The 21,142-nt window shown below is 72.3% G+C and carries 16 protein-coding genes and 1 tRNA gene; 10 read left to right on the plus strand and 7 right to left on the minus strand.

What is annotated here, in order from left to right; translation table 11 throughout:
• The first annotated feature begins 95 nt into the window (after positions 1–95).
• A complete protein-coding gene (locus ABZ783_RS25750; protein WP_357442270.1) occupies positions 96–599 on the plus strand; it encodes a hypothetical protein in 504 nt (167 codons plus the stop codon).
• A gap of 32 nt (positions 600–631) precedes the next feature.
• Here the strand turns inward: ABZ783_RS25750 and ABZ783_RS25755 are convergent, their stop codons facing one another.
• The 5 genes from ABZ783_RS25755 to ABZ783_RS25775 form a co-directional block, all read right to left on the minus strand.
• On the minus strand, positions 632–1,876 hold the full coding sequence (locus tag ABZ783_RS25755) for a sigma-70 family RNA polymerase sigma factor (protein ID WP_357442272.1): 1,245 nt from the start codon (positions 1,874–1,876) through the stop codon (positions 632–634).
• A complete protein-coding gene (locus ABZ783_RS25760) occupies positions 1,873–2,232 on the minus strand; it encodes a YciI family protein (RefSeq protein ID WP_357442312.1) in 360 nt (119 codons plus the stop codon). The genes ABZ783_RS25755 and ABZ783_RS25760 overlap by 4 nt, the downstream gene beginning before the upstream one ends.
• A 101-nt stretch (positions 2,233–2,333) precedes the next feature.
• Entirely contained in the window at positions 2,334–3,539 is a 1,206-nt protein-coding gene (locus tag ABZ783_RS25765) for a DUF2786 domain-containing protein (RefSeq protein WP_357442274.1), read from the minus strand.
• Between the two features lie 273 nt (positions 3,540–3,812).
• Positions 3,813–4,238, minus strand: a complete 426-nt coding sequence (locus ABZ783_RS25770) for an ATP-binding protein (RefSeq protein WP_357442276.1) — start codon at positions 4,236–4,238, stop codon at positions 3,813–3,815.
• A gap of 118 nt (positions 4,239–4,356) precedes the next feature.
• Positions 4,357–5,112 (minus strand): methyltransferase domain-containing protein, encoded by a 756-nt coding sequence (locus ABZ783_RS25775; RefSeq protein WP_357442278.1) that lies wholly within the window; start codon positions 5,110–5,112, stop codon positions 4,357–4,359.
• Positions 5,113–5,335: 223 nt separating this feature from the next.
• On the opposite strand from ABZ783_RS25775, the gene ABZ783_RS25780 reads away from it, so the two are divergent.
• From ABZ783_RS25780 to ABZ783_RS25810, 7 genes are all read left to right on the plus strand, one after another.
• Complete coding sequence (locus ABZ783_RS25780) at positions 5,336–6,409, plus strand: PHB depolymerase family esterase (RefSeq protein ID WP_357442280.1); 1,074 nt, start codon at positions 5,336–5,338, stop codon at positions 6,407–6,409.
• Positions 6,410–6,876: 467 nt separating this feature from the next.
• Positions 6,877–6,966 carry a K(+)-transporting ATPase subunit F gene (gene kdpF / locus ABZ783_RS25785; protein WP_357442282.1) on the plus strand — a complete coding sequence of 30 codons (90 nt, stop codon included), beginning with the start codon at positions 6,877–6,879 and terminating at the stop codon, positions 6,964–6,966.
• Complete coding sequence (gene kdpA, locus ABZ783_RS25790; protein WP_357442284.1) at positions 6,966–8,621, plus strand: potassium-transporting ATPase subunit KdpA; 1,656 nt, start codon at positions 6,966–6,968, stop codon at positions 8,619–8,621. The genes kdpF and kdpA overlap by 1 nt, the downstream gene beginning before the upstream one ends.
• A 20-nt stretch (positions 8,622–8,641) precedes the next feature.
• Positions 8,642–10,849: a potassium-transporting ATPase subunit KdpB gene (gene kdpB / locus ABZ783_RS25795; protein ID WP_357442286.1), complete on the plus strand. Its 2,208-nt coding sequence runs from the start codon at positions 8,642–8,644 to the stop codon at positions 10,847–10,849.
• The gene (locus ABZ783_RS25800; RefSeq protein ID WP_357442288.1) at positions 10,849–11,724 is read left to right on the plus strand and encodes a potassium-transporting ATPase subunit C; all 876 of its coding nucleotides are present in this window, start codon (positions 10,849–10,851) and stop codon (positions 11,722–11,724) included. The genes kdpB and ABZ783_RS25800 overlap by 1 nt, the downstream gene beginning before the upstream one ends.
• Before the next feature lie 81 nt (positions 11,725–11,805).
• Complete coding sequence (locus ABZ783_RS25805) at positions 11,806–14,346, plus strand: DUF4118 domain-containing protein (RefSeq protein WP_357442290.1); 2,541 nt, start codon at positions 11,806–11,808, stop codon at positions 14,344–14,346.
• Positions 14,343–15,023, plus strand: coding sequence for a response regulator (locus tag ABZ783_RS25810; RefSeq protein WP_357442292.1), 681 nt, complete (start codon positions 14,343–14,345; stop codon positions 15,021–15,023). The genes ABZ783_RS25805 and ABZ783_RS25810 overlap by 4 nt, the downstream gene beginning before the upstream one ends.
• Before the next feature lie 31 nt (positions 15,024–15,054).
• On the opposite strand, the gene ABZ783_RS25815 is transcribed toward ABZ783_RS25810, so the two are convergent.
• Both ABZ783_RS25815 and ABZ783_RS25820 read right to left on the minus strand, forming a co-directional pair.
• Positions 15,055–15,813: a class I SAM-dependent methyltransferase gene (locus ABZ783_RS25815; protein ID WP_357442294.1), complete on the minus strand. Its 759-nt coding sequence runs from the start codon at positions 15,811–15,813 to the stop codon at positions 15,055–15,057.
• Positions 15,814–16,186: 373 nt separating this feature from the next.
• Positions 16,187–16,262, minus strand: a tRNA-Arg gene (locus ABZ783_RS25820).
• A gap of 1,431 nt (positions 16,263–17,693) precedes the next feature.
• On the opposite strand from ABZ783_RS25820, the gene ABZ783_RS25825 reads away from it, so the two are divergent.
• Together ABZ783_RS25825 and ABZ783_RS25830 are read left to right on the plus strand one after the other, a co-directional pair.
• Positions 17,694–18,686: a hypothetical protein gene (locus ABZ783_RS25825; RefSeq protein ID WP_357442296.1), complete on the plus strand. Its 993-nt coding sequence runs from the start codon at positions 17,694–17,696 to the stop codon at positions 18,684–18,686.
• Positions 18,687–19,044: 358 nt separating this feature from the next.
• Entirely contained in the window at positions 19,045–20,952 is a 1,908-nt protein-coding gene (locus ABZ783_RS25830) for a BTAD domain-containing putative transcriptional regulator (RefSeq protein ID WP_357442298.1), read from the plus strand.
• The last annotated feature ends 190 nt before the right edge of the window (positions 20,953–21,142 follow it).

Below are 21,142 nucleotides of genomic sequence, written 5' to 3' on the forward strand. Positions count from 1 at the left end.
CGCTCGATCTGGCCGGGGCGCGGGCGGCGGCCCAGGACGGAGCCCCGGTTGACCACGCGCCGTCACCGACGGCCGACCACCGTACGGGGAGAACCATGTCGGGTACCGCCGCCATCCGTGCCGCCGCCCTGGTGACCATGACGGCCCTCGCCACGGCCTGCCAGCCGTCCTCGGAGGGGGACACCGGGGCGTCGACGGGCAACTGGGCGGGCCCGCCGACCGCCTCCGCCACCGCACCGGCCCCGACCGCCACCGCGTCGCCGTCGCCGGTGACCGCGGCCAACACCGCCGCGGTCTGTGCCGAGGTCGACAAGCTCATCATCGCCAAGAGCAAGGAGATCGCCGCCGACTCCGCCGCGGCCACCCGCCGGGACCTCACCCCCGAGCAGATCAACGACCAGGTCAAGGCGAATCTGGCCGACCTGGCCGACGACGTACGCCGGCAGGCCGCCCGGGCGCAGGACCCGGAGATCAAGGCGCTCGTGACCGACGCCGCGCGGCGGATCGACGTCGGGGCGAAGTCGTCCGCGCCGGTCACGTGGCTGAGCGCCAGCTTCGTCGAGATCCCGCAGCGGCTGGCCCGGGAGTGCCGCGCCTGACCGGTGTGCTGGGCCGGGGGCGGCTGTTCCGATCAGCGCTCCACGGCCAGGCGCGCGGCGCGTACCTCCAGGTAGCGCTGCTCGGGCAGACTGGTCGTCGCGCGCGCGGCGGCCAGATAAGCCGCCCGCGCCTCGTCCCGGTCGCCGGCCATTTCCAGCAGGTGGGCGCGGACCGCGGCGAGCCGGTGGTGCCCGGCCGTGCGGTCGTCCGAGTCCAGCGGGGCCAGCAGGGCGAGCCCGGCCCGGGGACCGTCCACCATGGCCACCGCGGCGGCCTGGTTGAGGGTGACCATCGGGTTCGGCGCGATCCGGGCGAGTACCCGGTAGAGCACGACGATCTGCGGCCAGTCCGTCTCCGCCGCCGACGGCGCCTCGGCGTGCACCGCCGCGATCGCCGCCTGCACCTGGTACGGACCCGGTGGCGACCAGGTCAGCGCCTCGGTCACCAGGGCGATGCCCTCCTCGATCTCGCTCCGGTCCCAGCGGGAGCGGTCCTGCTCGGCCAGCGGCACCAGTTCCCCGCCCGGGCCGGTCCGGGCGGCCCGGTGTGCGTCGGTGAGCAGCATCAGCGCGAGCAGCCCGGTGACCTCGCCGTCGTCCGGGAGCAGCCGGTGCAAGTCCCGGGCCAGCCGGATCGCCTCGCCGGTCAGCTCCGCCCGGTGCAGTTCGCCGCCGCTGGAGGCGGTGTACCCCTCATTGAAGACCAGGTAGAGCACGTGCAGCACGGCCCGCAACCGCTCGTCGCGGTCGGCGGCCGAGGGCAGCGCGAAGCGGGCACCGGCCGCCTCGATCCGCTGCTTGGCCCGGCGGATCCGCTGGCTCATCGTGGCCTCCGGCACCAGGTACGCCCGGGCGATCTCGGCCGTGCTCAGCCCGCCCACCGCCCGTAGCGTGAGTGCCACCTGGGCGGAGCCGGTGAGCGCCGGATGGCAGCAGAGAAAGAGCAGCTTCAGCGTGTCGTCCGCACTCGGCGGCTCCTCGTCGGCGGCCGGCGCGACCGCCGCGTACGCCGGCTCGCGGACCGCCACCGCGACCTCGCGGTCCCGGCGAGCCCGCTCGCTGCGCCACTCGTCCGTGAGCCGACGGGTCGCCACGGTGACCAGCCACGAGCGGGGGTGGTCCGGCACGCCCTGCTCCGGCCACTGCGTGGCGGCGGCGAGCAGCGCCTCCTGCACGGCGTCCTCGCAGGCGTAGAACTGGCCGTGCCGGCGCACGAGCACGCCGAGGACCTGCGGCGCGAGGGTGCGCAGCAGGTCCTCGACGACGGGGGACGTCACATCTCCGTCCCGGCCTGGTCCATCACCGCACGAACCTCCAGCACCCCGAATCCGCGCCGCACGTCCGGCCAGTTCGCGGCGATCTCGGCGGCCCGCTCCGGGGTCTCGCAGTCGACCATCAGGTAGCCGGCGAACTGTTCCTTGCTCTCCACGAACGGCCCGTCGGTGATCTCGACGCCGGCGGCGCCGGTCCGGACCGTACGGGTCTGCGACGGGTGGGCCAGGGCCTCCCCGCCGACCAGTTCACCGGACTCGGTCAGCCGCTTCATGATGTCGTCGACCTCGCCGAAGATCGCGTTCCGATCCGCCTCGGACAGCTCCTCGACGAAGCCGGGCCGGTTCCAGATCAGCAGCATGTACTTCACGGTCCACTCCTCGGGTTAGGGCCACCGGCGGTGGCGCCTCTCGCAGACGGGTCGGAGCCGGGACGTCCGATCCGACATCTTCCCCGAAAAAATCAGCGGCCCCGCCGTACCGCCCGGCGTGCCGGGGTGCCGACCTCCAGCGAGGCCCGGTCGGCGGCCGAGGTGCCCGAGGTCCAGCCCTCGGCGTCGCGTACCTGGAGCCGGTGCCGGGTGACGCCGGGAAAGAGCTGGTCGACGCGCTCCTGGACGGCGTCCGAGCGGGCGGCGAGCACCGGGAGCAGCCGGTCCCCGCCGCGCTCCCCGGCCGCCTCCCGGTCCGCCGCCGCGGTGACCGCCCGCAGCCGCTCCCCGATCCGCAGCGCGAACGCGTTGAGGAAGGACTCGTCGTAGCCCTTGGTGCGCCGGCCGCGGCCCGCGCGGCGCTCGCCCCGGCCGCGCAGCATCGCCGCGGTGGCCTGCACCAGCAGCGAGGTGTGCAGCAGCTCGACCGCCGCCAGGTCGGCCGGGAAGCCGAGCACGGTGGCGAAGCCGAGGTCGTCGGACCACACCGACTCGCACCGGTTCGCCGCCGCCACCTCCTGGATCAGCAGCGCCTTCGCCGCCGCGTATGGGGCCTCGGTGCCGAGCCGGACGCCGCTGGGCTGGTCCGGCCGCTCGGCGGTCGCGTCGAGCAGGGCGGCGTCGATGCTGTGCCGGGCCATCAGCTCCTGCGCCTTCCCGGTGAGCGCCTCCGCCTCGGCCGGGAAGGAGGTCGACTCGGCCTTGGCCAGCAGGGCGCGTACCCGGTCCAGCATCCGCGAGCCGGTGGCCGGCGTGGTGGTCCGCGAGGTGGCGGCCGGACCGCCCGGTGGCGGGCGGAGCACCGCGACCGGCGGCAGCGCCTCGACCAGCCCGACCGCGTCGACCGCGTCCCGCAGCGCGGTGATCCGGTCGCCGCCGGCTCGGCGGTCCAGCCAGCCGGCGTCACCGTCCCAGCGCGCGTCCAGCTCGGCGAGCTGGTCGTCGAACCACTGCGGGACCGGGCCTGGCTGCTCCCGCCGTTGGGCGGCCAGCACGCCCCGGAGCAGTTGCGCGCCCCGGGGTGCCAGCCGCCGGGCCGCGATGCGGTCCAGGTCGACCGGCTGCCAGCCCCGCGGCCAGAGCCGCCCGACGCCCCGGGCCAGCCGGGCGAGCAGCACCGCGTCCACCGCCGGGCCGTCGCCGACCACCAGCCGGTCGAGGGCGCGTTCAGCCGCCCGTACGTCGGTGCCGCGCGCCGCCGCGAGGGCGTCGGCGAGCAGCTGCTCGGCGTCCGGCACGCTGGGCCCTCCTCTTCTCGGGGTCGCCCGGCGGGCGCGTCGTGATCCACTCGGGGTGCGGCAGTTCGGGCCGCCACCGCAGCTGGGACAGCGCGGCGTGCCGCAACTCGCCGGCGGTGCGGTGGGCCGCGCGCCCGAGGAGGAACGGTACCGGCGGACCCGGTGCCGCCGCCCGTGAGTGCCCTCACCTCGGGCCGTCAACCGTCCGGTCCTGGCGTCCGTGGTCCCGCCCCCGACCGGAGCGATGCGACGGACGGAGATCGACGCGGGTGCTCAGCGGGGAAACGAGGCCCAGATGTTCTTGGTGTCCCCGGTCGCGTACCACCCGACGGCGAGGGATACCGACTGGGCCAGCAGCAGCCCGCGACCGCCCGAGTCGAGCGGGCTGGTGTCGCTCAGGTCGGGGCTCGTGCTGAGGTCGTGGTCGGCCACGTCGAGGATGAAACAGTCGTCGGCGGCGAGCAGGGTGACGATGGTCGGCGGTATGCCGTGCCGCAGAGCGTTGGTTGCCAGTTCGGTGGCGACCAGCACCACGAGGTGCGGGATCTCGTCGAGATCCTCACCTTGGGTGAGGCCGTGCCGGGTCAGCGCGTCGCGCAGCGAGGCCCGCAGGTCGCGCAGCTCGGTCGGGGTGCCGAGGCTCCACCGCTCCAGTTCGGTGGCCCGTGGCGGCGGCGGCGACGTGCGCAGCTGTCCCATGATCCTGCCTTACCCTGGTGGCCGCCCGCTAAGCCGCCCGAGCCGGTCCGGCCGCCGAACGGCGGCGGAACGTCGTCCCGGGCCGGCTCCCCGCGCGGGGGAACCGACCCGGGTGCGATCACCGCGGGAGCAGGGCGAAGACTCCCCAACCCAGGTACTCCCGCTGGTAGCGGACGTACCGCAGGGGGTCCTCGGTCAGTTCCCGGCGCAGTTCCCCGGCCAGTTCGTCGTCCGGGTTGGCGTCCAGCCAGCGGCGCAGGTTGAGCCAGTGCGCCGCCGCGTACCGGTCCCAGCTGTCCTGGTCGGCGAGGACCATCTCGACCAGGTCCCAGCCGCACTCGCCGAAGAGCCGGACCAGCCCAGGCAGGTCCTGGAACTCGTCCCGGGACCGGGCGTGGGAGCCGGCCACGGCCTCCTCGTCCGGCGGGTCGAGCCGCCAGTACGGCTCCCCGACCAGCGCCATCCCGCCGGGGCGCAGGCTGCGCCGGAGAATCTCCAGGGTGCCGGGCACCCCGTCGCCGATCCAGGTGGCGCCGACGCAGGCAGCCAGGTCGACCGGCTCCGCCGCGACGTACGTCGCGGCCTCGCCGTGCACGAACCGGACCCGGTCGGCGACGCCCAGCTCGGCGGCGCGCTCCCGGGCGGCTGCGGTGAAGGCGGTGCTGATGTCCACGCCGGTGCCGGTCACCGCGTGGTCGCGGGCCCAGGTGCAGAGCAGCTCGCCCTTGCCGCTGCACAGATCCAGGATCGACGTGCCGGGTGCGAGCTTGATCGCCCGGCCCAGGGTGGCGAGTTTGCCGGCGTCGAACGGGTTGAGAATCCGGAGGTCGCCCTCGCGGATGGTGAAGCTACGTGGCAGATCCAATGTCGTCACTCCAGAAGGTGGGTGCGTGGGTCAGGTCGATTCGCTTGATCGCGCTCAGCACGGGCACCAAAACACCCTCTTCGAGAAGTCGGAGTGACGTCGCGGCGACGCTAACCCTCATCCCGCCGACCGCCAACCGAAATATCCCGGTGGGGCGCCCACACCGCCGCCGGCCCGGAGGTGTCGGCCGTGCGGATATCTGCTGTGGTCAATGTCACGTTAGCGTTCCGGCATGCCGGCCGTCCCGCCGGCGCTCCGACGGGAGAACGCCATGAAGACACCGTGGAAAGTCGCTACCACGCTCGCCGCGGCCCTGCTCCTGATCCTGCCCGGGGGCACCGCCGCCCGGGCCGCGGGCACCCCGTACACCAAGACCCCGGTCGCCGGCTCGCTCCGCAGCTATCCGGTCTCCGCCGTGTACGTCGCCGGGGTCTCCTCCGGCGGGTACCTGGCCACCCAGCTCCAGGTCGCGTACTCGGCGCGGATCCGGGGCGCGGCCGTCTTCGCCGCCGGCCCGTACTACTGCGCCCAGAACAACGTGGCCCAGGCGCTCTACGGCTGCGGCGACAACATCTACCCGACGTACGTGTCCACCCTGGAGGGCTACACCCGCACCTGGGCGTCGTACGGCTGGATCGACGGGACCGGCAACCTCTCCGGCCAGCCGGTGTACGTCTACCACGGCGGCAACGACAACACCGTGAAGAAGTCCGTCACCGACGACCTGGTCCGCTACTACCAGGACTTCGGCGCCAGCGTCCGCTACGACAGCGGCAGCGCCGCGGGCCACGCCTGGGTCACCCCGTACGGCACGGTCGGCTGCACGGCGACCGCCTCGCCGTTCCTCAACGACTGCGGCACCGACCCGGAGGGCAGCTTCCTCGGCAAGCTGCTCGGCGCGGTGTCCGCCCCGAACACCGGGCCGCTCGGCGGCACGCTCATCCGCTTCAGCCAGGACACCTTCGCGACCAACGGCTGGGCCAACGGGCTGAGCATGGACGCCAACGGCTTCGCGTACGTGCCGAGCGCCTGCGCCGCCGGCCAGACCTGCCGGCTGCTGGTCGCCCTGCACGGCTGTGCCCAGGGGTACGCCAAGATCGGCACCGCCTTCGTCGACCGGGCGAACCTCAACCAGTACGCCGACACCAACCGGCTGATCGTGCTCTACCCGCAGGCCATCGCGACCGGAGCCAATCCGAACGGCTGCTGGGACTGGTGGGGCTACCTCGGCGCCACCAACTACCCGATCAAGGGCGGCTACCAGGTCGAAACGACCATGAACATGGTCCGCCGCCTCGACGGCTGACGGATTCACGGTCCGGAGACCACCCACCGCCTCCGCCACCTGTGGTGGCTGCCGCAGGTGGCGCTGGCGCTGGCGATGTTCGGTGCCAGCGCGGCGAAGCTGGCCGCCGAGGTGGCGACCGCCCGCTGGCGGCGCGCCGGCCGGTTTCCGGGCCGGCCGGAGGCGTGAAACGGCGCTGATCCCCGCCGCTGCGGATGTTCGTGCCGCCCGGCCTGGCCGAGTGATCGAGTTCACCGCCGGGACGGGCGCCGTGAAAAGCGTGTCAAGAAACCGCGGGCCGCCGTCACGGTCCCGTTATGGCCCCTGTCGGTTCGCTGGCCGGGGCGTTGTGATTGCCCGGCGCGGCCGGGAGTCGACCGCGGGGGACGTCCGTAAGAGGAGTCAGCCGTGTCTGACCTGGTGTTCGTGCTGATCACGGTGGGGCTGTTCGCAGCGCTCGCCCTCGTCGTGCGAGGGGTGGAGAAGCTGTGAGCGCGGTGAACGCCGTCGGTCTGGTGCTGGCGATCGGCCTGGGCGCGTTCATGGTCGTCGCCCTGCTGTTCCCGGAACGCTTCTGATGACCATGACAACAGCCGGCATCGTCTTCCTGCTGTCCCTGGTGGCGGCGCTCGTCGCGGTCCACAAGCCGTTCGGCGACTACCTGTACCGGGTGGTCTCCGGCACCCGGCAGTCGCGTGTCGAGCGGGTGGTCTACCGCCTGGTCGGGGTGAACCCCGCCGCCGAGCAGACCTGGGCCGTGTACGCCCGCAGCGTGCTGGCCTTCTCGGCCGTGTCGATCCTGTTCCTGTACGGGTTCCAGCGCCTGCAGAACCACCTTTGGCTCTCGCTGGGCTTCGATCCGGTGGTCCCGCACGGCGCCTGGAACACCGCGGTCTCCTTCGCGACCAACACGAACTGGCAGTGGTACTCGGGTGAGTCGACCATGGGCCACCTGGTGCAGATGGCCGGCCTGGCCGTGCAGAACTTCGTCTCCGCCTCGGTCGGCATTGCCGTGGCGATCGCCCTGGTCCGCGGTTTCGCCCGCAGCCGGTCCGGCGAACTGGGCAACTTCTGGGTCGACCTGACCCGGATCACGCTGCGGGTCCTGCTGCCGATCGCCGTGCTCGGCGCGCTGGCGCTGATGGTCGGCGGGGTGGTGCAGAACCTGTCCGGCGGCACCGACGTCACCACGCTGACCGGCGGCAGCCAGACGATCACCGGCGGGCCGGTGGCCAGCCAGGAAGTGATCAAACTGCTGGGCACCAACGGTGGCGGCTTCTACAACACGAACAGCGCCCACCCGTTCGAGAACCCGACGACCTGGACGAACTGGCTGGAGATCTTCCTGATCCTGGTCATCCCGTTCAGCCTGCCCCGGGTCTTCGGCCGGATGGTCGGGCAGCACCGCCAGGGCTACGCGATCGCCGCGGTCATGGCGATCCTGGCGCTGGCCAGCGTCGCCCTGACCAACGTCTTCGAGTTGGCCGGGCACGGCACCGTGCCGCAGGCGGTCGCCGCCGCCATCGAGGGCAAGGACGTCCGGTTCGGCGTGTTGGACTCGGCGACCTTCGCCGCCGCCACCACGCTCACCTCGACCGGCGCGGTGAACTCGTTCCACGACTCGTACACCGCCCTCGGCGGGATGATGCCGATGATCAACATGATGCTCGGCGAGGTGGCCCCGGGCGGGGTCGGCTCCGGCCTCTACGGCCTGCTGATCCTCGCCATGGTCACCGTGTTCGTGGCCGGACTGATGGTGGGCCGCACCCCGGAGTACCTGGGCAAGAAGATCGGCTCCCGCGAGATCAAGCTCGCCTCGCTGTACTTCCTGATCACTCCGGCCCTGGTGCTGATCGGTACCGCGGCCGCCTTCGCCACGGGCAACAACTCGACCGCGTTGAACGTCGGCCCGCACGGCCTCTCCGAGGTGCTCTACGCGTTCACCTCGGCGAGCAACAACAACGGCTCCGCGTTCGCCGGCATCACCGTGAACACGCCCTGGTGGAACACCGCGCTCGGGCTGTGCATGCTGCTCGGCCGGTTCCTGCCGATCATCTTCGTGCTCGCGCTGGCCGGTTCGCTGGCGCGCCAGAAACCCACCCCCGCCTCCGAGGGCACCCTGCCGACCCACCGACCCCTCTTCGTCGGGATGGTCGTCGGCGTCACGGTGATCCTCGTGGCGCTGACCTTCCTGCCCGCGCTCGCGCTCGGCCCCCTCGCAGAGGGGCTGTGACCATCATGAGGAACGAGGACATGCCCGTCACGCCCGTGACACACGGCGCCGGCGAGCAGCCGGTCGCCGGCACCCCGGCCACCCAGGGCAACCGGGTCGGCGGGGGCCTGCTGGACCCGAGGCAGCTGATCCGGTCCCTGCCGGACGCGCTGCGCAAGCTGGACCCGCGCACCCTGTGGCGCAACCCGGTGATGCTGATCGTCGAGATCGGCGCGGTCTTCACCACCGTGCTGGCCGTCGCCGGCCCATCGGTGTTCGCCTGGGCCATCACGGCCTGGCTCTGGCTCACCGTGATCTTCGCCAACCTGGCCGAGGCGGTGGCTGAGGGCCGCGGCAAGGCCCAGGCCGCGACGCTGCGGCAGGCGAAGAAGGACACCATGGCCACCCGGCTGATCGGCTGGACCCCGGGCGCCCCGGCCAACCGGTACCGGGACGAGGCGGTGCCCGCGCCGGAGTTGAAGCAGGGCGACATCGTGCTGGTCGAGGCGGGCCAGGTCATCCCGGGTGACGGCGACGTGGTCGAGGGCATCGCCAGCGTCGACGAGTCCGCCATCACCGGCGAGTCGGCGCCCGTCATCCGCGAGTCCGGCGGCGACCGCAGCGCGGTCACCGGCGGCACCAGGGTGCTCTCCGACCGGATCGTCGTCAAGATCACCCAAAAGCCGGGCGAGAGCTTCATCGACCGGATGATCGCCCTGGTCGAGGGTGCCAACCGGCAGAAGACCCCGAACGAGATCGCGCTGAACATCCTGCTCGCCGCGCTCACGATCATCTTCCTGCTGGCCGTGGTGACGCTCCAGCCGCTGGCGATCTTCGCCAAGGGCTTCCAGGCGGCCGCCCCCGACACCGGTGCGATCACCGACGCCGGGGTCACCGGGGTGGTCCTGGTGTCCCTGCTGGTCTGCCTGATCCCGACCACCATCGGGGCGCTGCTCTCGGCCATCGGCATCGCCGGCATGGACCGCCTGATCCAGCGCAACGTCCTGGCCATGAGCGGCCGGGCCGTCGAGGCGGCCGGCGACGTGAACACCCTGCTGCTCGACAAGACCGGCACCATCACCCTCGGCAACCGGCAGGCGGACGAGTTCCTCCCGGTCACGGGCGTGACCGTGGGCGAGGTTGCCGACGCGGCGCAGCTGTCCAGCCTCGCCGACGAGACGCCCGAGGGCCGCTCGATCGTGGTGCTCGCGAAGAACGAGTTCGGGCTGCGTGAGCGTGAGCCGGGCCTGATGCCGCACGCCACCTTCGTGCCGTTCACGGCGCAGACCCGGATGAGCGGCGTCGACCTCACCCCCGACAGCACCGCCGAGGGCGGTGCCAGCGCGCCGGCCCGGCGGATCCGCAAGGGCGCCGCCGCAGCGGTGATGAAGTGGGTCCGGGAGAACGGCGGCCACCCCACCGAGCAGGTGGGGCAGCTCGTCGACGAGATCAGCGGGATCGGTGGCACGCCGCTCGTCGTCGCCGAGCACGTCGAGGGCGAACCGGCCCGGGCGCTCGGCGTCATCCACCTGAAGGACATCGTCAAGACGGGGATGCGCGAGCGCTTCGACGAGATGCGCCGGATGGGCATCCGCACCGTCATGATCACCGGCGACAACCCGCGTACCGCCAAGGCCATCGCGGACGAGGCCGGGGTGGACGACTTTCTCGCCGAGGCCACTCCGGAGGACAAGCTCGCCCTGATCAAGAAGGAGCAGGAGGGCGGCCGGCTGGTCGCGATGACCGGCGACGGCACCAACGACGCGCCCGCCCTCGCCCAGGCCGACGTCGGCGTGGCCATGAACACCGGCACGTCGGCCGCCAAGGAGGCCGGCAACATGGTCGACCTCGACTCCGACCCGACCAAACTGATCGAGATCGTGGAGATCGGGAAGCAGTTGCTGATCACCCGAGGGTCACTGACCACCTTCAGCCTCGCCAACGACGTGGCGAAGTACTTCGCGATCATCCCGGCCATCTTCGCCGGCATCTACCCGAGCCTGGCCGCGCTGAACATCATGCGGCTGGCCAGCCCGGAGTCGGCGATCCTGTCCGCGGTCATCTTCAACGCGATCGTCATCGTCGCGCTGATCCCGCTGGCCCTGCGCGGCGTGCGCTACCGGCCGGCCAGCGCGTCGAAGCTGCTGAGCCGCAACCTGCTGGTGTACGGCCTGGGCGGCATCCTCGTGCCGTTCCTCGGCATCAAGCTCATCGACCTGCTCATCCAGTTCGTCCCGGGGATCTCGTGATGCGCCTCCCTACCTGGCTCGCTCAACACCTGGCCGCGCTGCGCGCGCTGCTCGTGTTCACCGTCCTGCTCGGCCTCGCGTACCCGCTGGCCATGGTCGCCGTCGGCCGGATCCCCGGACTCGACGGCAAGGCCGACGGCTCGCTGGTGAGCGTGAACGGCACGACCGTGGGCAGCTCGCTCATCGGGCAGTCGTTCACCGACCGGGACGGCAACCCCGTCCCGCGCTACTTCCAGTCCCGGCCGTCGGCGGCCGGCTACGATCCCACCGCCACCGCTGCCAGCAACCTGGGCCCGGAGAGCGTGGTCGACACCATCGCCAGCACCCCCGACGACTCGAAGCAGAGCCTGCTCACCCAGGTCTGCGCCCGGAGCAGGGCCATCGGCCAGTTCGACGGCGTCGACGGGCGGCGGCCCTACTGCACCCCGGACGGCGTGGGCGCGGTGCTGGCGGTGTTCCGCACCGACGGGCTGACCGGCCGGATCACCCGAGTGGTCAGCGTCAACCAGGTCGCCCCGGCCACCCCTTTCCTCCGTAGCTACCAGGGGGTGCCGGTGGAGCTGGCCCAGCCCGGCCACGACTACGTCGCCGGGGGCGGGGTGGTCACCCCGATCCGGGGTGACGCTCCCGCCGAGCCGGCGGTGCCGGCCGACGCGGTCACCGCCAGCGCCAGTGGCCTCGACCCGCACATCAGCCCGGCGTACGCGGAGATCCAGGTGGCCCGCGTGGCGCGCGCGCGGGACGCGGACCCGGCCGCCGTCCGCCGCCTGGTGTCTGCGCACACCACCGGCCGGGCGCTCGGCTTCATGGGCGAGCCCGCGGTCAACGTGCTCGAGCTCAACCTCGCGCTCGACCGAGAGTTCCCCGTCCGCTGACAGGGTCAAGAAGGACCCCCTTCGCCGCGCCAGGCGCCAAGGAGGGGCGCCGCCTTCCAGCAATCAGGGAGGATCGTTTCCGTGGCAAGGGGAGAGCTCCGCATCTACCTCGGGGCCGCCCCCGGCGTCGGCAAGACGTACGCGATGCTGGAGGAGGCCCAGCGGCGGGCCGAGCGGGGCACCGACGTGGTGATCGGCCTGGTCGAGGCGCACGGCCGGCCGCACACCGCAGCGATGATCGGGGACCTCGAGGTGGTGCCCCGACACACGGTGACCTACCGGGGTGTCGAGTTCACCGAGATGGACCTCGACGCGGTGCTGGCCCGCCGGCCCGAGGTCGCCGTGGTCGACGAGCTTGCGCACACCAACGTGCCCGGCTGCCGGCACGAGAAGCGCTGGCAGGACGTCCAGGAGCTGCTCGACGCCGGGATCAGCGTGCTGTCGACCGTCAACATCCAGCACCTCGAGTCGCTCAACGACGTGGTCGCGCAGATCACCGGTGTCACCCAGCGGGAGACGCTGCCGGACCAGGTGGTGCGGGCCGCCGAGCAGGTCGAGCTGGTCGACATGACCCCGGAGGCGCTGCGTCGCCGGATGGCCCACGGCAACATCTACCGCCCCGACAAGATCGACGCGGCGCTGGGCAACTACTTCCGGGTCGGCAACCTGACCGCGCTGCGCGAACTGGCGCTGCTCTGGCTCGCCGACAAGGTTGACGAGCAGCTCGACGCGTACCGCGCCCAGCAGGGCATCTCGGCCACCTGGGAGGCCCGGGAGCGGGTGGTGGTGGCGCTCACCGGCGGCCCCGAGGGGGAGACGCTGATCCGCCGCGCGGCCCGGATCGCCGCCCGCAGCAAGGGCGCCGACCTGCTCGCCGTGCATGTGGCCCGCAGCGACGGCCTGGCCGGCGCGGACCCGGCCCAGCTGGCCCGGCAGCGGGTGCTGGTGGAGAGCCTGGGCGGGACGTACCACCAGGTGCTCGGCACCGACATCCCGGCGGCGCTGCTGGACTTCGCCCGCGGCGTCAACGCCACCCAGCTCGTGCTCGGCGCCAGCCGGCGGGGACGCTTCGCCCAACTGCTGTCCCGGGGGGTCGGCGTCACCACCACCGCGCTGTCCGGGGCGATCGACGTACACCTGGTCACGCACGCCGAGGTCGGGCGGGGGCGGCGCGGTGCAGCGGTGCCCGCCGCGCTGTCCCGGCGGCGCCGGCTGCTCGGGTTCGCGCTCGCCGTGCTCGGCATGCCCGCCCTGACCGGGCTGCTGCGGGTGCTGCCCGACCTCATGCTGACCAACGACATCCTGCTCTTCCTCGCCAGCGTGGTCGGCGTCGCGCTGGTGGGAGGACTGTGGCCGGCGCTGGTCGCCGCGCTGGGTGGTTCCCTGCTGCTGAACTGGTTCTTCACCCCGCCCTACTACACGCTGACCATCGCCGAGGCGGACAACCTCCTCGCGCTCGGCGTCTTCGTCGGCGTCGCGGTCGCGGTGAGCTGGGTGGTCGACGTGGCCGCCCGGCGGACCCGGGAGGCGGCGCGCGCCTCCGCCGACGCGCAGACCCTGGCCACCGTCGCCGGCGGGGTGCTGCGCGGCGAGCGGCCGCTGCGCGCGCTCCTGGACCGGCTGCGGGAGACCTTCGCGCTGCGCGCGGTGAGCGTGCTGGAACTGGTGGCCGAGGCCGAGGGACGCCCCGGCCGGGCCCAGGAGGAGGCGGCCTGGCGGGTGGTGGCCACCGTCGGCGACCGGCCGCCGGGCAGCCCGGGCGCCGGGGAGACCGCCGTGCCGGTGGACGAGCGGCTCACCGTGGTTCTCGCCGGACGGCGGCTGGAGGCCGCCGACCGGCGGGTGGTCGAGGCGTTCGCCGCCCAGGCCGCCATCGCGCTGCGCCAGGAACGCCTCGCCGAGGAGGCCGCCACCGCCCGGCCGCTCGCCGAGGCCGACCGGATGCGCACGGCGCTGCTCGCCGCGGTCAGCCACGACCTGCGTACGCCGCTGGCCTCGGCTAAGGCGGCGGTGAGCAGCCTGCGCAGTCACGACGTGGAGTTCGGCGCGGACGACCGGGAGGAACTGCTGGCCACCGCCGACGAGTCCCTGGACCGGCTCGGCCGGTTGGTGGCGAACCTGCTCGACATGAGCCGGCTCCAGGCCGGCGTACTCGGCGTGACCGCCGCCGCGGTCGGGCTGGAGGACGTCGTACCCCGGGCCCTGGACGAACTCGGACCGGCGGCTGCCGACGTCTCCACCGACATCCCCGCCGACCTGCCGGCGGCCACCGCCGACCCGGGCCTGCTGGAACGGGTGCTGGTCAACATCGTGGCCAACGCCCTGCGGCACAGCCCGCCCGGGCAGCCGCCCACCATCACCGCCAGCGTCCACGCCGGGCAGGTGGAGCTGCGGGTCATCGACACCGGCCCGGGCATCCCCGAGGACCAGTGGGAGCACGTCTTCCTGCCGTTCCAGCGCCTCGGCGACCGGGACAACCAGACCGGGGTGGGCCTCGGGCTCGCACTGTCCCGCGGACTCGCCGAGGCGATGGGTGGCAGCATCACCCCCGAGACCACCCCGGGTGGGGGGCTGACCATGGTGCTGCGGCTGCCCGCCGCCGAGGAGAGGGGGGTCCGGTGACCCGCATCCTGGTCGTGGACGACGAACCGCAGATCCTGCGCGCTCTGCGGATCAACCTGCGCGCCCGCGGCTACGACGTCCAGGTCGCCGAGACCGGCGCCGCCGCGCTCAAGGCCGCCGCCAGCCACCCGCCGGACCTGGTGGTGCTCGACCTCGGGCTGCCCGATCTGGACGGCGTCGACGTGATCCGCGGCCTGCGCGGCTGGACCGCCGTGCCGATCATCGTGCTCTCCGGCCGGGCCGGCAGCGAGGACAAGGTCTCCGCCCTCGACGCCGGCGCGGACGACTACGTCACCAAGCCGTTCGGCGTGGACGAACTGCTCGCCCGCATCCGGGCCGTCACCCGCCGGCTCGGCGGCGCCACCCCGGCCGCCCCCGCTCTCCGGATCGGCCAGCACACCGTCGACCTGGCCGACCGGACGGTCACCCGGGACGACGGCGCCGAGGTCAAGCTCACCCCCACACAGTGGGCCATGCTGGAGAAGCTGCTCCGCAACCCGGGCAAGCTGATCAGCCAGCGGCAGCTGCTGCACGACGTCTGGGGCCCGGAGTACCACCATGAGACCAACTACCTGCGGCAGTTCATGGCACAGCTGCGCCGCAAGCTGGAGGACGACCCGGCCCGGCCCCGGCACCTGATCACGGAGCCGGGCATGGGCTACCGCTACCGCCCCTGATCCGGCTCTCCGTGCGGTCCGTCGCCGCCGCTCACCGGAGGGCCGCGACGGCGGCGTCGGCGCCGTTGCGCCAGTGCACACCGGCCTCGGTGAACCCCGCCGCCCGGAGGGCGTCGAGGTGCCAGGCGGCCGGCGGCGTCCACTCGGGACTGTGTCCGGTCGGGTAGATCTGCCGGCGCTTCTCGGCGAGCGGGGCGAGACCGGGGTCGGCACCGACCTGATCCCACCAGGCCGACCAGGAGAGGGCCGTCCCGGCCGCGTGCCGCGCCTCGCGTTGGGCGTGGGCGCGTGCGGCCAGGCGGGTGCTGAGCGCCGGCAGGGCGTCGTCGGGCATGTGGTCGGCGTTGACGAACACGCCGCCGGGCCGGAGCAGCCCGTGGAGTTCGCCGTACAGGGAGGCCAGGCGCGGGGCGTCGAGCCAGTGCAGGGCGGTGGCCGTGAGGACCGCGTCGAACTCGCGGTGCGGCAGGGTCGCCACCCAGTCGGGGGTGTTGAGGTCGGCCGTGACGACCGTGGCCCGCCCGGCCAGGGACGCCTCGGCGATGGCCAGCAGCACGGGGTCGAGGTCGACGAGGGTGACCTCGGCCCGGGGGAAGCGGGCCAGCGTCCGCAGGCTGATCGAGCCGGTGCCGCCGGCCAGGTCGAGCAGCCGTGGGCGGTCGCCGTCCACCACGGCGTCGACCGCGTCGAGCATCGCGGTGATCCGGTGTTCCCGGTCCGGCAGGTACGCCTCCTGCTGCCGGTCCCAGCTCTCCTGCCAGGCGCGCGGATCAAACTCGTAAGGACTCATAGTGCCGACGCTAGTTACCGGAACGGCGGGTTGTCCAGAGCTGTGGCGGAGTTGTTGCAAACAATTGGCAACTACAGAGACATTGCTACAAGCCCCAGCCCGTGTTGCGGGGGTCGCCGCCACCCGGTGTGTTCGCGTAGCCCGGGACGGAGCGTCCTCCGGTGCCTTTCGTCGGCCTGCGCGATCCGATCGCCTGAGCCGGTGTGGATCCGACGGTGGTGGGGCCATCGGTGAGACCGGAATTGATGTCGAGCTCGTTCTGCGGCCGCTCCAGGTACCGACGCGGCACGGAGGTGCCGCCCCGGTTGGGCAACCTGGATCGGGTCCGGACGTGCCGGACGGCGGAGAAGGCGGTCGTTGACCAAGGCGATGCTGGTGCCCCCGGCAGGATTCGAACCTGCGACACACGGTTTAGGAAACCGTTGCTCTATCCCCTGAGCTACGAGGGCGCGAGCGCTCAGTCTAGCGACCTGCGCGTCGACCCGGGATGCCAGGGAGCCGCCCAGGTTGACCAGCCCGCTGCGCTGGTTGATGACCGAGCATCGAGCCAGGTGGGGGCGGGCCGGGCAATGAGCCATCGTTGGCTGCGGCTTGTCGGGCGAGTCGAATTCCCTTCACATACTTCAATGAACGTCGATTTAACCGGTGTGTCGGCGGGTGCTGGTGTGGCGATGAAGGCCAGAATTGAGGGCCTTGGCACAAGGATGAGGCGTTCCGTTCGGAGGTGTCCGTTGATGTGGTGTCGCGGCCGACTGGCCCGGTGGACGCTGCGCGGGGCACTCCTGGTCGGTGGCGCGTTCGGCGTGTGGGCTGTTCACGATGCGATTGCGGATGGCGTGGCTCATGCACGCGCCAGCGCTGATGTGACGGTTGCGAACCTGGGCCAGCCGCTGACAGCCGTGGTGACACCGGCACGAGTACCTGCGGGCAAACCCGACCGAGCGGAGGATGCTGCGGCACTGCCGGGCCTGGAGAGGGGCGTCGAGGCGGTCATCGGGGTGACGCGTCCGGTCGTGGACCTGGCGTCGCCGGTGGCCGCGGGGATCTCCGACACACGGCTGCTGGAGCCGGTCCGGGAGGCCGTCAGGCCGGTAGCCGAGCCGATCGTTGACGTTCTGCCTCCCGCCCTGGCCCCGGTGCTCGGGCTGACCCAGCCGATCATCGGCGCACCCGCTGCGCCTCCGCCTTCTTCCGGTCCTCCGGCCGACGGGGCGCCGACACCGGCCCGGCAGGCGTCGACCGCCCGCGCCACGATCGCCCGCCCTGTGCTGCCGGTCGTTGCGACCCACCCGGAAGCTCCGTCACTGGAGGTTCCGGCCAAGCCGCCAAGTCGGGATGAGCTGCCAGCGAGCGATGGCGAGATGGTTCAGGTGTCCTGGCCGGGCGACCCGGAGGGAACCCCCGGAGTGACGCCTGCCGCCCCCGTCAGCACAGCCGGAACCGGCTCCGCTGCTGCCGGGACGGGCATCCCCGCCGACGCGTCACCTCGTTGCTGGTCGCCGGACCTACAACTTGTCGGCTGCCGCCTCTGCCGGTGCGACAAGCTGGCGTACCGGTCGAGTCAACCGGACACCAGACCCGCCTGAGAGCCCCGGCCGCCTGGGCGAGCGGCGGAACAGCCACGGCTGGTGTGAACGGTGCGGCCTGCCCCGGCAGGCCCGGCGCCGGTATTCCCATCGCGTGCAGGAGCGCCGCGATGACCACTCACGCCGCTGGCGGGAACCGCCACCGCCGCTGCCGTCGGAGGCCCGGCACCCGCCCGCATGGCGACGCGGTGCCCTGGCCGAAGGCGCTGCTCCACGCCTGATCCTGGCCGGCGTCGTCCCTGCCGCCCCGGCCGTCGTCCGCCGACCAGTCACACCCACCAACAGGAGAGGTCCGTGAGCAACACCCTGCCCGTTTGCCGTGCCCGATGGGGAGACATCCCCGAGATCGTCGATCTTGTCGTCGGCCCCTTCGCCGAGAGCGCCGTCGGCGCATGGCTCGTACCCGAGAGGCACCGCCGGCGTGACGTGCTCGCCGCCGTCATCCGGGTCTGGGCCGAACACGCTCTGCTCTTCGGCGAGGCCTACCTCCTGAAGGATCATTCCGCCGCCGCCGTGTGGCTGCACCGGTACGGTCCCGTCCCACCGCCGAATGACTACGGGGAGCGGCTCGCCGTCGCCTGCGGCGACTACCTGGACCGCTTCCTTCACCTCGATGACGTCCTGCGCGCCCACCGACCTGTCGATCCGCACAACCACCTGGCGTTCTTCAGCGTGGCACCCGTTCCCCACCGCAACCGGCGCGCCGCCACCCTGCTCGCCACCAGCAACGCCCGCATGGGCCAAGGCCTGCTCCCCACATACGCCGAGGCGACAACCACCGCCGAGCGGGACCTGTACGCCCGGCACGGCTACGTTCCCCACGAGCCGTTCAGCCTGCCCGACGGCACCATCACCTATCCCATGTGGCGCTACCCGGGACAGCGGCGGCCCGGCCACCACTCATCCCCCCGAACCAGGCGCCCGGACCAGCCCGCCCGCACCCATCCGCTGAACGACCTTTCCATCCGGGTCATCCTCGACACATCCGCGATAATCGCGTTCGCCAAGGGCTCGATGGCCGTCGGCGAAGCGATCGCAGCGGTTGCCGATGAGGGTGGCCTCTTCGGGCTACCCGTGATGTGCCTGGCTGAGGCATCGAGATCAGGGGCTGACCCCATCCGGCTGGACCTCCTGGTCAACCATCCGGCTGCGGCGGTGCTCACCGTTGATCCGCTCAAATGGAGGGCATTCGCCGTGATCTGTCGCAGGACCGGCCAGCTCGACACAGCGACCGCGCTGCTCGCCGCCGCCGACCACGACTGCGCCGTCCTGAGCGAACACCCCTGATCCCCTGCACAGCAACCGGCCATGGCGACCGTCATGCGAGCGACAGACAAGGGAGCCTCGGCGGCTGATGATTCGCCTCAGCGATCGCCTTCGTGCTGTCAGCTGATGGGCAGCGCTGCCCGATCGGTTGGGGCAGGCACGGTGTAGGGTGCCGGCGGCATGTTCGGTCGAGCCCGGTCCCGGTGACTGTTCGTAACGGGTCAAGGACTGGGCGTTTTCGTCGGCATTTGTATTACTCGGACACGCCGCTGGCGGATATTGACGCTCGTCACGATGGCTTGTCCGGTTTGCGCCTTGCAGACCGATGAATCGCTTCCCTAGCCTGAGCGCGCTCATGGGTTCAACGGGGGAGCGCGGCATGCAACTACGGATTCGGCTTCTAGGCCCGGTGGAAGTCCTCATGGACGGCGAGGACATCACTCCTAGCGGAGCCAATCGGCGGGCGGTTCTGGCCGGGCTGGCCCTCGATGCGAACCGGCCCGTCGCGCTCAGTCGGCTGGCCGGCATGGTCTGGTCCGATGCCCCGCCGGCTTCCGCCGTGGCTAACCTGCGGTCGCACGTCGCCGTGTTACGGCGCATGTTGGGTGCCCGCCTCGTCGCGCATCGAAATGCGTATGAGCTGCGGCTGGCGGCGGATGAGCTGGATGTGACCGAGTTCCAGCGGCTGGCGGAGGAGGGGCGCAGCATGCTGGCTACGCCCGACCCGCTCGGCGCCATCGGGACGCTGGCCAGCGCGCTGGCGCAATGGCGTGGCGCCTCCGGTGACGGAGTGCCGCGTGGCACGGCCTTGGACAACCGCTGGGCCAGTCTCGATGAGCAGCGGTTGCAGGTGTTCGAGGAGCTGGCGGAGGCCCGACTCGCCGCCGGCCAGCATGCACTACTGCTTGCCGACCTGCGTCGTCACCTCGCCGCGCATCCGCTGCGGGAGCGGGCCTGGGGGCAGCTCATGCTCGCCCTCTACCGTTGTGGGGAGGTGCCCGCGGCGCTCGTTGTCTATCGGGATGCGCGGGCCGTCCTCAACGAACAGCTCGGCATCGAGCCCGGTGAGGCGCTGATGAACCTGCATCGAGCGATGCTCGATCGGGCGCCCGAGCTGTCGCCGGCGACACCCGCTGGGCCCCTGGTCATGTCGGCCGTCGAGACGCGGTCCGCTGCCGGCTGGGCAGTGCCGCGGGAGCTCCCGGCGGACCTGGTCACCGTCGTCGCCCGGGTCCGGGAGACCGCCGACGTGGTCGCCGCGCTGCGCGGTCCGACACCGGCCGCGGTGATCGTCACCGGCGCGGCGGGCAGCGGCAAGACCACGCTGGCGATCCGCGCCGCGCACCAGGTGGCCGCCAACTTCCCGGACGGACAGGTCTTCGTCGACCTCGGCCACCGCAGTGCAGTGACTCCGGGTGAGGTACTGGCCCGGGTGCTGCGGGCGTTGGGGGTCGCCCCCGCCGACGTGCCCGAGGACGGCGACGAGCGGGCTGGCTGGTTCCGTTCTCTGGTCGCCGGGCGCCGGCTGCTGATGGTCGTTGACGGCGTCACGAGGGCGGCCCAGGTGCGACCGTTGATTCCCGCCGGTCCGGGGCCCGCCCTGATCGCCGTCAGTTCGCGGCAGCTCGGCAGCCTGGACGGCATCCGGCGGGTAGCGCTGCGGCCGCTGGGTGCTGGGCAGGCACGAGACCTGCTGGCCAGCATTGTGGGGCGGCAACGGTTGGCGGCGGATGGAGCGGCCACGGCGGAACTGGTCCGACTGTGCGCCGGCTCGGTGCTGGCGTTGCGGATCGCCGGCGCCCGCTTGGCGCGGTGGCCCACCATGCCGATGGCCACTCTGGCCGCCCAACTCGGCGACGACCGCCACCGGCTGGACCTGCTCGCTGACGGGGACCTGTCGGTGCGGGCCAGCCTGGCCAGCATCGTCGCTGTTGTCCGTGCCGAGGACGAGGTGGCCGGGCAGCTCTTGGAACTGCTCGGTGCCCACCCCGATGCGCCAGAACTGGCGGATCGAGCTGCCGCCCAGCTCGGGGTCAGCACTCAGCGAATCCGACGGGCCTTGGACAGCCTCGTCGACGCCCACCTGCTCCACCCGGGCGGCCCCGCTGGCAACCACCTGCCGGCGCTGGTTCGTGAATACCTCACCGAGCTGGCCGCCGTGCCGCTCGCGCCGGCGCATGTCCTGCGCGCCGGCGAATCGACCCGGCCACGGTCCGCCTGGCGGGATCTCGGTTGGCAGGGAATTGCCTCTTTTGTCGCGATGGTACCGGTCAACGCCGTGCTGTGACCGTCTTCCGTCCGGTCCCTCAGGCGCAAACGCAGGTCAAGCGGGGAATGTCGTCCATCTATATCGGCCGGTATATCGATCATCTTTAGCCTTCACTCGTCGTGTCTCTGATGGACCGGAGGGTGATGGTGAAGAGACGATCGCGGGGCTTCCTGATCGGGGGGCTGGTGGTGGCCTTGGTGGCCACGTT

The organism is Micromonospora sp. NPDC047738, assembly GCF_040642675.1.
In the GTDB taxonomy this organism is placed as follows: domain Bacteria; phylum Actinomycetota; class Actinomycetes; order Mycobacteriales; family Micromonosporaceae; genus Micromonospora.

What these genes read in the sequence shown, in the direction of transcription:
- ABZ783_RS25750 (WP_357442270.1), top strand. Translation starts at nt 96, where the DNA reads ATGTCGGGTACCGCCGCCATCCGTGCCGCCGCCCTGGTGACCATGACG.
- ABZ783_RS25760 (WP_357442312.1), bottom strand. Translation starts at nt 2,232, where the DNA reads ATGCTGCTGATCTGGAACCGGCCCGGCTTCGTCGAGGAGCTGTCCGAG.
- ABZ783_RS25770 (WP_357442276.1), bottom strand. Translation starts at nt 4,238, where the DNA reads ATGGGACAGCTGCGCACGTCGCCGCCGCCGCCACGGGCCACCGAACTG.
- ABZ783_RS25780 (WP_357442280.1), top strand. Translation starts at nt 5,336, where the DNA reads ATGCCGGCCGTCCCGCCGGCGCTCCGACGGGAGAACGCCATGAAGACA.
- kdpA (WP_357442284.1), top strand. Translation starts at nt 6,966, where the DNA reads ATGACCATGACAACAGCCGGCATCGTCTTCCTGCTGTCCCTGGTGGCG.
- kdpB (WP_357442286.1), top strand. Translation starts at nt 8,642, where the DNA reads ATGCCCGTCACGCCCGTGACACACGGCGCCGGCGAGCAGCCGGTCGCC.
- ABZ783_RS25800 (WP_357442288.1), top strand. Translation starts at nt 10,849, where the DNA reads ATGCGCCTCCCTACCTGGCTCGCTCAACACCTGGCCGCGCTGCGCGCG.
- ABZ783_RS25815 (WP_357442294.1), bottom strand. Translation starts at nt 15,813, where the DNA reads ATGAGTCCTTACGAGTTTGATCCGCGCGCCTGGCAGGAGAGCTGGGAC.
- ABZ783_RS25830 (WP_357442298.1), top strand. Translation starts at nt 19,045, where the DNA reads ATGCAACTACGGATTCGGCTTCTAGGCCCGGTGGAAGTCCTCATGGAC.